This is a genomic window from Kitasatospora sp. NPDC088160 (genome assembly GCF_044741445.1).
Classification (GTDB): domain Bacteria; phylum Actinomycetota; class Actinomycetes; order Streptomycetales; family Streptomycetaceae; genus Kitasatospora.
Map to the genome: position 1 here is coordinate 87,885 of NZ_JBIUSS010000025.1, position 14,719 is coordinate 102,603.

12 protein-coding genes and 1 tRNA gene are annotated in these 14,719 nt (G+C 73.6%); 7 read left to right on the forward strand and 6 right to left on the reverse strand.

Features of this window, described 5'->3' with window-relative positions:
* Window positions 1–168 precede the first annotated feature (168 nt).
* The 5 genes from ACIOGZ_RS32955 to mscL all read left to right on the forward strand — a co-directional run bounded on the left by ACIOGZ_RS32955 (window position 169) and on the right by mscL (window position 4,927).
* Window positions 169–1,653 (forward strand): potassium/proton antiporter, encoded by a 1,485-nt coding sequence (locus ACIOGZ_RS32955; protein ID WP_363585358.1) that lies wholly within the window; start codon window positions 169–171, stop codon window positions 1,651–1,653.
* 356 nt (window positions 1,654–2,009) lie between these two features.
* The gene (locus tag ACIOGZ_RS32960; protein WP_400988704.1) at window positions 2,010–3,392 is read left to right on the forward strand and encodes an MFS transporter; all 1,383 of its coding nucleotides are present in this window, start codon (window positions 2,010–2,012) and stop codon (window positions 3,390–3,392) included.
* A 193-nt stretch (window positions 3,393–3,585) separates the two neighbouring features.
* On the forward strand, window positions 3,586–3,918 hold the full coding sequence (locus ACIOGZ_RS32965) for an FmdB family zinc ribbon protein (protein ID WP_350877692.1): 333 nt from the start codon (window positions 3,586–3,588) through the stop codon (window positions 3,916–3,918).
* A 295-nt stretch (window positions 3,919–4,213) separates the two neighbouring features.
* Window positions 4,214–4,477 (forward strand): hypothetical protein, encoded by a 264-nt coding sequence (locus ACIOGZ_RS32970; RefSeq protein WP_363630137.1) that lies wholly within the window; start codon window positions 4,214–4,216, stop codon window positions 4,475–4,477.
* Between the two features lie 30 nt (window positions 4,478–4,507).
* Window positions 4,508–4,927, forward strand: a complete 420-nt coding sequence (mscL, locus tag ACIOGZ_RS32975) for a large conductance mechanosensitive channel protein MscL (RefSeq protein ID WP_363585360.1) — start codon at window positions 4,508–4,510, stop codon at window positions 4,925–4,927.
* A gap of 10 nt (window positions 4,928–4,937) precedes the next feature.
* On the opposite strand, the gene ACIOGZ_RS32980 is transcribed toward mscL, so the two are convergent.
* Entirely contained in the window at window positions 4,938–5,189 is a 252-nt protein-coding gene (locus ACIOGZ_RS32980; protein ID WP_400809530.1) for a hypothetical protein, read from the reverse strand.
* Window positions 5,190–5,329: 140 nt separating this feature from the next.
* Window positions 5,330–6,301 (reverse strand): sigma-70 family RNA polymerase sigma factor, encoded by a 972-nt coding sequence (locus ACIOGZ_RS32985; RefSeq protein WP_363585362.1) that lies wholly within the window; start codon window positions 6,299–6,301, stop codon window positions 5,330–5,332.
* A gap of 441 nt (window positions 6,302–6,742) precedes the next feature.
* On the opposite strand from ACIOGZ_RS32985, the gene ACIOGZ_RS32990 reads away from it, so the two are divergent.
* Together ACIOGZ_RS32990 and ACIOGZ_RS32995 are read left to right on the forward strand one after the other, a co-directional pair.
* A complete protein-coding gene (locus tag ACIOGZ_RS32990) occupies window positions 6,743–7,555 on the forward strand; it encodes a phosphatase PAP2 family protein (RefSeq protein WP_363585363.1) in 813 nt (270 codons plus the stop codon).
* A 73-nt stretch (window positions 7,556–7,628) separates the two neighbouring features.
* Window positions 7,629–8,501 carry a carbon-nitrogen hydrolase family protein gene (locus ACIOGZ_RS32995; RefSeq protein WP_363585364.1) on the forward strand — a complete coding sequence of 291 codons (873 nt, stop codon included), beginning with the start codon at window positions 7,629–7,631 and terminating at the stop codon, window positions 8,499–8,501.
* A gap of 76 nt (window positions 8,502–8,577) precedes the next feature.
* On the opposite strand, the gene ACIOGZ_RS33000 is transcribed toward ACIOGZ_RS32995, so the two are convergent.
* From ACIOGZ_RS33000 to ACIOGZ_RS33015, 4 genes are all read right to left on the reverse strand, one after another.
* The gene (locus ACIOGZ_RS33000; protein ID WP_400988706.1) at window positions 8,578–11,061 is read right to left on the reverse strand and encodes an ABC transporter permease; all 2,484 of its coding nucleotides are present in this window, start codon (window positions 11,059–11,061) and stop codon (window positions 8,578–8,580) included.
* Between the two features lie 243 nt (window positions 11,062–11,304).
* Window positions 11,305–11,380, reverse strand: a tRNA-Arg gene (locus ACIOGZ_RS33005).
* A 214-nt stretch (window positions 11,381–11,594) separates the two neighbouring features.
* Entirely contained in the window at window positions 11,595–12,887 is a 1,293-nt protein-coding gene (locus ACIOGZ_RS33010) for a transglycosylase family protein (protein ID WP_400988707.1), read from the reverse strand.
* A gap of 148 nt (window positions 12,888–13,035) precedes the next feature.
* A complete protein-coding gene (locus ACIOGZ_RS33015; RefSeq protein ID WP_363585367.1) occupies window positions 13,036–14,481 on the reverse strand; it encodes a hypothetical protein in 1,446 nt (481 codons plus the stop codon).
* Between the last annotated feature and the right edge of the window lie 238 nt (window positions 14,482–14,719).

The following is a 14,719-nucleotide window of genomic DNA, read 5'->3' on the forward strand; positions in this document are numbered from 1 at the left end:
CCCGGAAGCGGCGGTTGGGGGCCCGAGGAGGAAAAGAAACTAAAGATATGGCAAAATGTTAGACTGAGTAACGATCCGCAACAGGAGCATTGACGCCTTCTTAACGGGTCGCGCCCTCCAGCACCACCAGACACCCCGCCCGCCCCTGCCTGCACGAGGTGCCACTGCGTGAACATCGACCACCTGAACCAGCTCCTCCTCGAGTTCTCCGTGATCCTGCTGGTCGCGGTGGTCGCCGTGCGGATATCCACCCGCTCAGGGCTACCGAGCCTGCTGATCTACCTCGGGATCGGCGTCGCCCTGGGCCAGAACGGCATCGGCGTCTCCTTCAACAACGCCGAGCTGACCCAGGTGCTCGGCTACGCGGCGCTCGTGGTGATCCTCGCCGAGGGCGGCCTCAAGACCAGCTGGCGCGAGGTCAGACCCGTGATGCCGGCCGCCACCGTGCTCGCCACCGTCGGCGTCGGGGTCAGCGTGTTCGTCACCGCGGCCGGCGCGCACTGGCTGGTCGGCCTGGACTGGCGGACCTCGATGCTGCTCGGCGCGATCGTCTCCTCCACCGACGCCGCCGCCGTCTTCTCCGTCCTGCGCATGGTCCCGCTGCCGCACCGGCTCACCGGCCTGCTGGAGGCCGAGTCCGGCTTCAACGACGCGCCCGTGGTCATCCTGGTCGTCGCCTTCGCCACCACCGGCGAGCTGGACTCCTGGTACGTCCTGGTCGGCACGATCATCGCCGAGCTGGCGATCGGCGCGGCGGTCGGCTTCGCGGTCGGCAAGCTCGGCGCGTACGGGATCAAGCACGTCGCGCTGCCCTCCTCCGGCCTGTACCCGATCGCGGTGATGGCGCTGACCGTGCTCGCCTACGCGGGCGGCGCGCTGCTGCACGGCTCCGGCTTCCTCGCCGTCTACATCTGCGCGGTGATCCTCGGCAACGCCAAGCTGCCGCACGGCCCGGCCGTCCGGGGCTTCGCCGACGGCCTGGCCTGGATCGGGCAGATCGGCATGTTCGTGCTGCTCGGCCTGCTCTGCACGCCCGAGACCATGGGCTCCGCGGTGGTCCCCGCGCTGGTGATCGGCGGCGTGCTGGTCTTCCTGGCCCGGCCGCTGTCCGTGGTGCTGACGCTGACACCGTTCAAGGTTCCGGGCCGGGAGCAGGCGCTGCTCAGCTGGGCCGGGCTGCGCGGGGCGGTGCCCATCGTGCTGGCGACCATCCCGCTGGTGTCGGGCGCGCCGAAGGCCCAGGACGTCTTCAACATCGTCTTCATCCTGGTCGTCGTCTTCACCCTGCTCCAGGGCCCGACCCTGCCCTGGGTGGCCAAGCAGCTGCGGATCGGCGAGGGCTCGATGGGCCAGGACCTGGACATCGAGTCCGCCCCGCTGGAGAAGCTGCACGGGCACCTGCTGTCGGTCGCGCTCTCCCCCGGCTCCCGGATGTCCGGCGTGGAGGTCAGCGAGCTGCGGCTGCCCAAGGGGGCCGCCGTCACCCTGGTGGTGCGGGAGGGCAGCTCCTTCGTGCCGGACAAGGCGACGGTGCTGCGCGGCGGGGACGAGCTGCTGGTGGTCACCACCGACGAGGTCGGCGAGGCGGCCGAACGGCGGCTGCGGGCCGTGGACAAGGGCGGCAAGCTCGCGGGGTGGCTGAACGGGCGGTGAGACCCGCCGTCGGGCGCTGAGCCGGGAAGGTGGGCGGCGGGTGGCGACCGCAAGGCCGGAAGACCGGAAGGCCTCACCAGCTGTTCACCTTCGATGGGCAGGACAATTTTGGACGGGCCTTGTAGTCTGGGGATTCGCGCGACATCTACGCGCGTATATGTATGATGGTCAGATCACACCCAGCATCTGCCTGAAGCAGAGTTGGCGCGACCGTTCGGCGGCCGCGGTCCGGACCTCGGCCACCACGCCGGGCCGGCCCGGTATCTACCCCGGTCGACGCGCGAGAGGACGACTCTCGGCGCCGTCGGGGCCACCCCATGCCCTGCCGCGCTACCAGGCAGCAGGAAGGACCGACCGTGACGGCCCGCCGAACGGTCGACGACCCCGCGGACACCGCGACCCCGCGTGACACCGCCAACGCCACCCCTGCCGACGGCACCGCCGATGCCGCCGGCGCCCCCGCCCCCGTGCGGGTCGGGTACGGCGCGCTGCTGCGCACGCCCGGCGCCTGGACGTTCCTGGCACCGGCGTTCCTCGCGCGGCTGCCGTACGCGATGCTCAGCATGGGCATCCTGCTGCTCGTCAAGGACACCCACGGCTCGTACGGCACCGCGAGCACCGTCGCGGCCGTCGCCGCCGTCGCCCAGGCCCTGATCGGCCCGCAGACCGGCCGGCTCGCCGACCGGTACGGCCAGACCGCCGTCCTCGTCCCGACCGTCGTGGTGCACGCGGCCTCGGTCGGCGCGCTGATCGCGCTGGCGCTCGGCCACGCACCGGCCTGGAGCCTGTTCCTGGCCGCCGTCCCGGCCGGCGCGAGCGTTCCGCAGATCGGCGCCATGGTCCGGTCCCGCTGGATCGCCGAGTTCACCGCGGACGGCGCGTCCGCCTCGTCCGCGGCCAAGGTGGGCACCGCGTTCGCCTTCGAGTCCGTGACGGACGAGTTCACCTTCGTGATCGGCCCGATCCTGGCCACCGCCGTCGCCACCACGGTCAGCCCCTCGGCCGGGCTGATCGCCGAGGCCACGCTGACCCTCGTCGGCGGCCTGGCCTTCGCCGCCCAGCGGCGCACCGCGCCCGCCCGGGCGGTGCCCCAGCCCGGCGTGCGGCGCGCCTCCGCGCTCGCCTCCCCCGGCGTCCGGCTGCTGGCCGGGGCCTTCCTCGGGGTGGGCGCCGTGTTCGGCGGCATGCAGGTCTCGGTGAACGCCTTCGCCGACTCGGTCGGGCAGCACGCCGCCGCCGGCACCGTGTACGGGATCTTCGCCGGCGGCTCGATGGTGGCCGGCGTGCTGTACGGCGTGATCGCCTGGCGGCGGGCCGTGCAGCAGCGGATGATCATGAGCTACGCCCTGCTCGTGCTGGGCTGCTCGACGCTGTGGGCGATGCCCAACCTGATCGCGCTCGCCGTCGCCGGACTGGTCTGCGGCCTGGCCATCGCGCCGACCCTGATCAGCGGCTACACCCTGGTCGAGACGCTCGTCGCGGACGGCGCCAAGACCGAGGCGTTCACCTGGCTGACCGGCGCCATCGGCCTCGGCCTGGCGGTCGGCCAGATGATCGCCGGGCAGCTGATCGACGGCCACGGGCCGTCCAGCGGGTTCCTGGTGCCGGTGGCCGGCGCCGGCCTGGGCCTGATCGCGCTGGTGTCGCTGCGGCACCTGCTGACCGCGCCGGGCCAGGTGGTCGCGGCCGCACCGGAGCGCGGCGCCGCGCCGCAGTTGGTGGGCGCGGCCAAGGGCTGAGCGGGCACGCGGTGGCGCACCGCGCGAAGCCGTGGGCGGCGCGCGGTGGGGGCGGCGCGGAGCCGCGGTGGAAGAGCGTGCGCGGCTCGGCCACGGCTCATCTCACATCGGAGTCGCTGGACTGATCCAGCGGAATGCCGCATCATTGACCATCGTTAGCACTCATCAGGCGAGAGTGCCAGGAGGAAGACAAGTGCCCACGTACCAGTACCAGTGCACCGAGTGCGGCAACGGCCTGGAGGCGGTGCAGAAGTTCACCGACGAGGCGCTGACCACGTGCCCCGACTGCCAGGGACGGCTCCGCAAGGTCTTCTCGGCCGTGGGCGTCGTGTTCAAGGGCTCGGGCTTCTACCGCACCGACAGCCGTTCGTCCTCCAGCAGCACGGTGGGCGCAGGCTCCTCCGGTAGCTCCTCGGCGTCGTCGTCCGGCTCGACCCCGGCGTCGTCCTCGACGTCATCGACGTCCTCGTCCTCCGGTTCTTCGAGCTCTTCCAGCTCCTCCAGCCCGGCTCCGGCCGCGAGCTGACCTCGGCGCCGGACGCCCAGCGCATCGACAAGGCCCGCCACCCCGCGTTCTTCGCGGGGCGGCGGGCCTTCGTCGTCCCGGTTCGCCGTCACCACTCGTCGCCCCGGTTCGTCATCCCGGGCGGGCCGGATGCACTCGTGCGGGTGTACGAATTCGTCCACAGGGCCCGAGTTGTCCACAGGCTGCGGATAAGGGCTTTCCGGGGCGGCACGCGGCGCACATCGTAGGGGTCGCCGGAGAACGACCGGTCCGCACAGGAGCGGCCCCCACGACCTCGGTGGTGACCATGACGACCATGAGCCTCTCCGTACCGCTGCCCGCACCCGCCGTACCGCCCCGGCGGGAGGTACCGCGCTTCCCGCCGATCCGGCGCGGGGCCGGCGGGTGGCACCGCTGGCGGCACGCCGTACGGCACCGGGCCGGGGTGCCCGCGCTGGTGCTGCTCGCGGTGGCCGCGGCGCTCGCGGTCGGGCCCGCGCGGGCCGGGCTGCCGGCGCCGCCGGGCGGCCCGGTGGGCCGGACGGGTTGTCAATCCGGCCCAACGGAAGATCACCCGTAACCGGGCAACGACTTCGTCGTTCACGGCGGCATGAAAGGCTTCAAGCAATTCCTGCTGCGTGGAAACGTCGTCGAATTCGCCGTCGCCGTCGTCATCGGCGCGGCCTTCACCAACATCGTCAACGCCTTCGTCAAGGGCGTCATCAATCCGATCGTCGGCGTCTTCGGAACGAAGGACCTGGCGTCCTACAGTTCCTGCCTCAAGGGCCCCTGCGAGCTGAACGCCACCGGCGAGGTCACGTCCGGGATCCTCATCCTGTGGGGATCGGTGCTCAGCGCCCTGCTGCAGTTCCTGATCACGGCGGCCGTCGTCTACTTCGTCCTGATCGTGCCCATGAACAGGCTGGCCGCCAGGCGGAAGAGCACCGCCGAGACGGCGGCGGAGGCCGAGGCCAAGGAGGTCCAACTGCTCACCGAGATCCGCGACGCGCTGATCGCCCCGCAGCGCTGAGCACCGCTCCTCAGTCCCCGTGGTGCGGCGGGCGCTGGCTCAGGTACCAGTCCAGCCCCCGCCCACCGCTCTCCCCCGCCCCGGGGCGCTCACCCCAGCCGGTGTCGGTGTCGTCCCGGGACTGCTGGTCCAGCGGGTCCCGGAAGACCAGCCGGGCCTTCGGCGCCGCCGGCCGCTCCTCCCGCCCCTGCTGCTCACCCTGTCCCTGCCCCTGCCCCTGCTCCGGCTCCCGCGCCTGCCCCTGCTCGCTCACCCTGCTCACTTCCGCTTCCCGTCGACTGCCGTCCGGATCGTCCCGTCCCTCCAGCCTAAGAGCCCCGCGACACACCCCGGGCCCTGGTGCGGAGCGCTCCGCACCAGGGCCCGGGGCGGGATGGAGCCGCAGGCAGTTGGCTCGGGTTCTCAGGCGGCCTCGAAGCCCGCGTGGTCGGCGATCTTCTTCAGCTCGGCCAGCGCGTGCTTCTCGATCTGGCGGATCCGCTCGCGGGTGAGGCCGTGCTGCTTGCCCACCTCGGTGAGGGTGCGCTCGCGGCCGTCCTCCATCCCGTAGCGGGAGCGGATGATCGAGGCCGTGCGGTCGTCCAGCCGCCCGATCAGGCCGTCCAGCTCCTCGCGGCGGAGCATCACCATCACGGCGTCCTCGGGGGACGTCGCCCCGGTGTCCTCGACCAGGTCGCCGAACTGGGTCTCGCCCTCGTCGTCGACCGCCATGTTGAGGCTGACCGGGTCGCGGGCCCAGTCCAGCACGTCCTTGATCCGGGCCTCGGTGGTGTCCAGCTCGGCCGCGATCTCGGCCGGCTCGGCCTCGCGGCCCAGCTCCTTGGACTTCTCCCGCTGCACCCGCCGGATCCGCCCCAGCTCCTCGACCAGGTGCACGGGCAGCCGGATGGTGCGGGACTGGTCGGCGATCGACCGGGTGATCGCCTGCCGGATCCACCAGGTGGCGTAGGTGGAGAACTTGAAGCCCTTGGCGTAGTCGAACTTCTCGACGGCGCGCACCAGGCCGGCGTTGCCCTCCTGGATGAGGTCCAGCAGCGGAAGGCCACTGCGCGGGTACCGGCGGGCGACCGCCACCACGAGCCGGAGGTTGGAGCGGATGAAGACGTCCTTGGCGCGCTCGGCGTCCTCGGCTATCGCCTCCAGTTCCTCGCGCTTCACGCCCTCGGGGAACACGCCCTCCTCCAGCAGGTGCTGGGCGTACACGCCGGCCTCGATCCGCAGTGAGAGCTCGACCTCCTCGGCGGCATCGAGCAGGGGTGTCCTGGCGATCTCGTCGAGGTACATACCGACCAGGTCGCGGTCGGCCTCAAGGTTGGTCGGGCGGGCCGCGCGAGTCCGGTCGGCCCTGTCGCGAACGACGGCACGGGTGGCCATGCTTGCTCCCTTTGCTGGAATTGCCGAGGTCTGCCTGCCTGCCCCCCGAGAGGGCAAGAAGTGCGGGCCCCGCCGGGGCTCACACGTAACGATCCAACGAACAGAATCCGGACAACATTCCCAAGTCACTCAGATTCTTCCCCGCGATGCAGTACCCTGCTGGTTTTCACCCCGGCCATGGACACCGGGCGACCGGACGAACACCTACGGTGTCGTTTCCACTACCGCTTCCGAACGCTTCCGTCACGCCCCGCACACGCGCCCGCCGCCCCACCGGCCGCCATACAGGGTGAAACCCCCGAACGGGCACGCGCGTTCCCGCGCGCCCCCGCCTTCCACCGGCGCCCGCTCCCCGGCGCACGCAGGTTCTCCCCACAAACGATGCCGAATCGCTATCACCCGTGGTCCTGATCGCCCCGGGACACTGGGAAGGTGTCAGCCATGCACCTGACCAACAGCTCGACCGCCGTCACTGCGCGTCACCGCCGCCTCTTGCGGGATTCGGCGCTCGCGGTGGTCTGTGCCGCGCTGTTCGGCCTCCTGGCCGCCCTGGTGACCCGACACTGGCATCCGCTGGAACAGCTCGACCAGAGCTGGATCGGCGAACTGCACACCTTCGCCCGGCGGCACCGGATCTGGACCGCCTCGGTGCAGACGCTCTCCGACATCGGCGGCACGGTCACGATGCGCACCCTGCTCGGCATCGCGGCCGTCTGGCTGTGGCTGATCGGCGCCCGGGTCCTGGCCGGCTGGGTGGCCGCCCAGACCCTGGTCGGCTGGGGCGGCCAGTGGGCGCTGAAGCTGGCCGTCGACCGCCAACGGCCCTCCTTCGCCGACCCGGTCTCGCACGCCGGCGGCCCGGCCTTCCCCTCCGGGCACGCCATGGCCTCGGCGATCACCTGCGCGGTGCTGGTCGGCCTGGTCTGGTACCGGGTCCGCCGACGCGGGCGGATCGCCGCCTGCGCGGTGGCGGCGGCGACGGTGCTGACCATCGGCTGGACCAGGATCGCCCTCGGGGTCCACTGGCCGAGCGACGTGGTCGCCGGCTGGCTGGCCGCCGGATTCGTGCTGGGCGCCGTGACGGCCGTCGTCGAACTCTGGCGACCGGGCGCGCTCGCCCGCGACGTACGGCGGGTCAACTGGCGTACCCGGCCGAGGGTCCAGCGGATCACCGTGCCGTCGGTCCGGTCGCCGCGCGGCACCGACCCGCTGGGCGACGCCGCCACCGACCACCCGGACGGGGCCGTCCACTGAGGCCGTCGGCATCCACGCGCGGCCGTCCGAGGCCGTCCGGGGCTGCCCGAAGCCGTCCGCTAGCGTGACGGCCATGTCTCCCGACCCGGTCCCCACCGCCGCCGTCCGTCACCCCGAGCGCCCGCTGCGGATCGCCACCGTCCAGGCCCAGGCCGTGGCCGGCGACATACCCGCCAACGCCGCCCAGGCCGCCGAGTTGATCCGCGAGGCCGCCGCGGCCGGCGCCCGCCTGGTGCTGTTCGCCGAGAAGTTCCTCTCCGGCTACGAGCCCGAGCTGATCCGCACCGACCCGCTCAAGTGCGCCGTCCAGCCCGGCGATCCGCGCCTCGCGCCGATCGCCGAGGCCTGCCGCGAGACCGGCACCGCCGCGATCGTCGGCGCCGCCGCGCAGATGGGCGACGAGCTGCGGGTCTCCGCCTTCGTCCTCGGCCCGGACGGCGGCCTCGTCACCCGCTACGACAAGCAGCACCTGTTCAAGACCGAACGCGACTACTACCGCCCCGGGGCGGCTGGTTGCACCCTGGAGCTGGACGGCTGGCGGCTCGGCCTCGGCGTCTGCTACGACTCGGGCTTCCCCGAGCACGCCCGCGCCGCCGCACTCGACGGCTGCCACGCCTACCTGGTCGGCGCGCTGTTCAGCGTCGGCCACGGCCACCACGAGTCCCGCACCTGGTTCCCCGCCCGCGCGCTCGACAACACCCTCTACACGGTGCTCGCCAACCACATCGGCCACACCGGCGGTTGGCACACCTGCGGCGGCAGCGCGGTGTGGGCCCCGGACGGCCGGCTGCTCGCCGAGGCCGGCGAGGACCGGCGCGAACTGGTGGTCGTCGACCTCGACCCGGCCGTCCTGCGCGCCGCCCGGGAGACCGAGACCATGCTCGCCGACCTGGCCGTCGCCGGCGCCCGCCCGGCCGCCCCGCGCGCCCTCTTCACCCTGGCCTGAGCCGGTCGACCTCCGTGCCCGGCCGCTCCGGGCAGGCGGGGTGGCCCGGCCGCTCCGAGCCGGGTGCGCTGGCCGGTCAGGCGGTCCGCATCGCGTCCACCACGGTCATCCGGCCGACCCGACGGGCTGGCAGGACGGCGGCGGCGAGCCCGGTCAGGACGGTCAGCCCGAGCGCGGCCAGCACCAGCACCACCGGCGGGCCGCCGACCGTCCCCACCGTGGAGGTGAGCGAACGCGCGGCCGCCCAGCCGTAGCCGACGCCCAGTCCGGTGCCGACCAACGCCCCGGCCAGCGACAGCAGCACCGCCTCCAGGGTGAGCATCCGGCGCAGCTGCCGCCGGGACATCCCGATGGCGCGCAGCATGCCGATCTCGCGGGCGCGTTCGCTGACGCTGAGCATCAGGGTGGCCGCGACGCCGAGCCCGGCGATGGCGACCGAGAAGGACAGCAGGGCCATGCTGACGGTCGTCATCCGGTCCAGCAGCAGCCGCAGCGTCTCCACCTGCGCGCCGGTGTCGGTGACGGCCACCTCCGGGTGGTCGGCGAGCGCCCGGTCCAGCGCCCGGCGGGCGGTCGACCGGTCCTCGCCCGCGCCCGGGCTGATCCAGACCGTGGTGACGGCCGCGCCGGGGGCGAGCCGGTCCAGGGTCGCGGGGGTCACCAGCAGCGTCGCACCGGTCTGCAGGGTGAACGGCAGGCTGCTGCGTCCGGGTTCGACCCGCAGGTCGGTGCCGGGCCCGCCCGCCGGACCCCCGACCCGGCGCACCCCGCCGCCGCCGAGACCGCTCAGCGCGGCGCCGTCGGCGAGCGCCCCGGCCTGGTCGACGCCGTCCGCCGAGGGGTTGAGCCGGGCCAGGTCGGCGGCCGCGACCAGGGTGGGCCGGCCGTCGAGTTCGACGGTGGCCGAGCGGACCGGCGTGACGGCGAGCCCGCGCTGCGCACCGAGCGCGGTGACCGCCCCGGCGGGCAGCGCGCCGCCCCCGGTGACGACCGCCGAGAAGACCCCGGGTTGGCGCGCGGACACCGCCGGCACCAGGGAGTTGGAGGTGATCTCCAGCGCGGTGACCGCGCCGACCATCACGGTCACGCCGAGCAGCAGCGCCGAGCCGGTCGCCCCGGTGCGGCCCGGGTTGAGCCGCAGCTGCTGGGTGGCGAGCCGCCCGGCCGTCCCACCGAGCCGCCGGGCCGGGCCGCCCAGCGCGCCGACGACGGCGGGCAGCAGCCGGTCGGCGAGCCGCAGCACGCCGAAGAAGCTGACGATCGCGCCGACGGTGACCGCGAGCAGCGACAGCGGCGGCGGGGCCACCGCGCCGGCCACCAGCAGCGCCGTCCCCGCGCACAGCAGCACCGCCGTCCACACCGCCGCCCGGGCCTTGGCCGCCCCGCCGACCGGCCCGTGCGTGCCGCCGAGCGCGGCCACCGGCGGCACCGCCGCCGCGGCCTTCGCCGGGCCGCGGACGGCCAGCAGGGTGAGCAGCACGCCGAACAGCCCGGCCAGCGCGCAGGTCAGCGGGGCCGGCGCCAGCGAGAGGTGCACCGGGCCGAGGTCGAGCGTGCCGACGACCACCGTCCCCGCCGCGCACAGGCCGACCCCCAGCAGCACGCCCGCCGCCGAGGCTCCCGTCCCGAGCAGCAGCCCCTGGCGGCGGATCAGCCGGCGCAGCTGCCGCCGGTCGGCGCCCACGCAGCGCAGCAGGGCGAGTTGGCGGGTCCGCTGGGCCAGCACCACCGTGAAGGTGTTGCCGACCACCATCCGCGCCACCGCGAGCGCGATCAGCACGAAGGAGAGCGCGGCGATCAGCACCACCCCGTAGAGGGTCCGGCTCTGCCGGGTCGCCTCGGTGACGGAGGCGTCTCGGGTGCGCACCTCGACGCCGTCGCCGAGGACGGCGCGCAGCGCCTCGACGGTCCGGGCCCGCGAGGCGTCCGGCCGGACCCGGACGTCCAGCTGGGCGGTGGTGACGTCGGTCGCGTACTGGGCGACCGCACCGGCCGGGACGCCGACGATCGGGCGCCCGGCGAGGCTGGGCGCGCCCCGGCCGTCCAGGACGCCCGCCAGCCGGGCGGTGGCGGCGGAGCCGTCGGCCCGGGCCAGCCGCACCTCGGCCCCGGGGGCGGCGTCGAGCCGGTGCGCGGTGTCGGCGTCGAGCAGCACCTCGCCGGGCCCGGCCGGCCAGTGGCCGCCGGTGAGCAACTGCCAGCGCAGCGCCGGGTCGTCGGCGACCGCGCTGACCGCGGCGGTCTGGTCGAGCGGGCGCCCGTCGGCCGTCAGCACCGATCCCTTGCCGACCAGTCGCGGCGCCACCCCGGCCACCCCGGCCATCCGCCGGGCCCGCTCGGCGGCGGCGTCCAGCCCACCGCCGGCGGCGGTCCTGGTCACCTGCACGTCGCCGGGCCCGACCTCGGCGGCTGCGGTCTGGCTGAAGGAGTCCACCAGCGCCCCGCTGCCGCTGACCGAGGCGATCAGGAAGGCCACCCCCAGCGCGATCGCGGCCCCGCTCAGGAGCAGCTGCCGCAGTTGCCCGCGCAGCTCGGCCACGGTGTATCGGTACGTCGTCATCGCTCCCCGGCTCGTCCGCCCTGACCAGGCACGACGCACTGGCAGGGGCCTCACCGAGCCTAGGGTCCGCACCCGCCCCGGCCCGTCAGCACGAAGTCTCCTCGATGATCACTCCGAGGACGGACGGCCGACCGCGCCCCCTCCTCCCCGAGAGGTACGCCGCCCCCGACCCGGCCCGGCCCCGGAAACGCCGTAGGCCCCCCGCCCTGGTGGGCGGGGGGCCTACGGCGACACACGCGTCTCTGGTGCCCCAGGCAGGATTCGAACCTGCGACACCGGCTTTAGGAGAGCCGTGCTCTATCCCCTGAGCTACTGAGGCGAGGATCCGCCGGGGAGCGACTGCATCCCGTAAGCGGATCCGGGGGCGGCCGGCCCGAGGGCAAGCCGCTACCGGCTCAGTGTAGCGGGTCGGGCGGCGCCCGGGCGGCGGCTTCGCGATCTTGCCGAGAACGGGGCCGGACGTGCCGCCCTCCGGGCTCCGACGGGGCGTCGGGGCGGGCGGTGACGGCTGCCCGCCGGGCCGGGGGCGGTGCTCAGCTGCGGGAAACGACCATCTGGGCGCTGCCGTCCGGCAGGCCGGCGACGGCGACCTTCTGCCCGCCGAAGGAGGTGCTCCACCAGCCCTGCCAACTGCCCGAGGCGTAGCGGGCGTTGTGGTAGACGACGCCGTCGTTGCCCACGGCGATCAGCTGGGCGTCGCCGTTCGGCATGCCGGTGATCGCGAAGCTCCCGGACTGGAAGCTCGCCGCGCCGGCGTATCCGTCGACCACGTTCCAGTCCTGCCAGGAGCCGCTCGCGTAGCGGGCGCTGTGGTAGATCTTCCCGTCGCTGCCGGTCGCCAGCAGCTGGGTGTCGCCGTTCGGCATTCCGGCGATCGCGACGTCCTTCGCCTGGAAGGTCGCGGCGCCGACGCCCGCGACGGCGTTCCAGCCCTGCCAGGCGCCGTTCGCGGAACGGACGTTGTGGTAGACGTTGCCGTCGTTGCCGGTGATCAGCACCTGCATGCTGCCGTCCGGCAGTCCTGCGGCCGCGATCTTCTGCGCGCCCCAGTCTCCGATCGGCAGCCAGCCCTGCCAGGCGCCCGAGGCGTAGCGGGCGTTGTGGTAGATCTTCCCGTCCTTGCCGATCGCCATCACCTGGGTGTCGCCGTTCGGCATTCCGGCGATCGCCTCGGCCCGGGCCGCGAACCGCGCCGACCCGGCGTAGCCGTCCAGCGGCGCCCAGCCCGTCCAGGATCCGTTCGGGTAGCGCGCCGTGTGGTACAGGTTGCCGTCGGCACCGGTGGCCAGCGTCTGGGTCGAGCCGTCCGGGGTCGCCGCGATGGCGTCCTGCGAGCCGTTGAAGAAGGCCGAGCCGGCGTAGCCGTCCAGCGGGCTGAAGGACGTCCAGTTGCCGTCCACCAGGCGCGTGGCGTGGAAGAGGTCGCCGGCCTTGCTCACCGGCGCGGTCGGCGACGGGTACGGGTTGGCGTGGTCGGTGCTCAGACCGCCGTTGCACTTCGCCGCCCAGGCCCCGGCGCCCTGGCCGGCCAGAATCCGCTCCGCCGTCAGGATCTGCTGCTGCTTGGTGGCCTGGTGGGGCATCGGCGCGTACTGGGTGCCGCCGTACGCCTCCCAGGTGCTCTTCGTGATCTGCAGGCCCCCGTAGTACGGCCAGCCGGCCTTGTAGTAGCTCCAGTCGCCGCTGCTCTCGCACTGCGCCACCCGGTCCCAGGTGGCCACCGAGGCCGCCTGGGCCGAGCCGGCGGCCACCGTGGACAGGCTCAGGGCGGCGAGGGCGGTGAACGTGAGGAGGGCTGCGCGGGGTCGGCGGGAGGCGCGGGACATCGTGACCTCTTCTCGGAGGGGCGGTACGGCTCGCGCGGGTCGGAGCCGGGGGCGAGCGGCGAGACGGCAGGAGAGCGGCGGCGAGGGGGCCGGCCCACCGCGGCGGGGCGGCGGTGGGCCGGCGGGTGGAACCGGCGGGCGGGGACGGTCAGTTGTAGGTGCCGCCGATGGAGACGGCGTAGTGGTTGCCGCTCACGCCGTTCAGCTGGATCGGGGCCGCCGGGTCCCAGCTGCCGGAGCCGTCGCGGATGGTGTGCATGATCCGGTCGTCGTTGGTGATGAAGACGGCCTGGAACTCGCCGTCGATGTTGGCGGCGCTGACCCGGTTGGCGGTGAACGAGCCGATCACGGGGGCGAGCTCGGCGAACGGCTGCCACGTGCCGTTGCCGTAGCGGGCGCCGTGGAACTGCTGGCCGTTGTTGTTCACCACGACGATCTGCGCGTCGGATCCGGTGCCGGCGACCGCCACGTCCTGGGCGGGGCCGACGTTCCCGGCGGCGTCGTAGACGTTGCCCCAGGCCGACCAGGAGCCGCTGACGGCGCGGATGGCGTGGTAGACCGTGCCGCCCGAGACCGTCACGACCTGGAGTTCGCCGTTGACGCTCGCGGCCGAGGCGCTGGTCACGGCGCCGCCCGCCGGGGTGATGTCGCCGAACGGCAGCCAGGTGCCGTTCGCGAGCCGGGCGGTGTGGAAGAGCTTGCCGTCGGCTACGGCGACGACGTGCAGGTCGCCGCCGATCGAGACCGCGGAGACCTTGGTGACGTTGCCCAGCCTGTTGGTCTGCGGGCCGATGTCGGTGAAGCGGTCCCAGCTGCCGCCGGAGCGACGGATGGTGTGGTAGATGTTCCCGTCGCCGCCGACGGCGAGCAGGTGGGTGTCGCCGTTGATGCCGGCGTCCGCGATGGACTGGACGCCGCCGATGTCGCCCGCGACGCTCTCCACGTTCCCGAAGCCGGTCCAGCTCCCGTTGGAGGAACGGGTGGTGTGGAAGACGTTGCCGCCACCGTTCACCACGACCTGGGCGCCCCAGCCCACGGCCCCCTGCTTCGGCGGCAGCGGGGTGCTGTCGACGGTCTTGTCGTAGCGGAAGGGCTTGAAGCCGCCGCTGATCAGGGAGCTGCGCGAGTAGTTGATCTTGCGGGCGGTCAGGCCCGGCCGCGGCTCCTCGTAGACCACGGCGGTGTTGTGGCTGCCGTCGGTCCAGCCGGCGAACAGCACGACGTGCGTGCTGATGTTGTCGATCATGTCGCCGGGCTGCAGGTCGTCGAGGCTGCCGAGCTGGGTGGAGATGTCGTCGAGGGTGGAGGTGACCCGGCTGGAGCCGAGGTGCCAGGCCATCGAGACCAGGCCGGAGCAGTCCTGCCGGTAGGAGCCGTTGCTGTCGCTGTGCCAGAGGCTCTGGCTGTACGGCACCGCCTGGTCGACCCAGTTCTGGGCCCGGGCGATGATCTCGGAGCGGCTGATCGGGCCGTTGACGGACGAGGTGCCGACGGCCTGCGCCGGTGCGGTCAGCGACACGGTGGAGACGACCGCGCCGAGCGCGAGGGCCCCGGCGAGGGCGACGTTGGCGAGCTTCGAACGGTTGGCGGACATGGCGGACCTCCGGACGTGGTGGACGGGGTTGGCGGCTGGGCCCGGCTTCGAGGTGCTCGGGGCCCGACGGTGACGGGCGGCTCACGCGGCGCGCGGATTCCGGTCGGCTGCCCTGCGGGAGCAGCCGGCCTGGCGGCGGTTCGACGCGCTGGTTCGACGCGCTGGTGCGGGGCGCTGCGGGGTGCGGCGCTCGGCGAGGCCGGGGTACGGCGCTCGGATCGGCCTGCCTCGGGAGCGG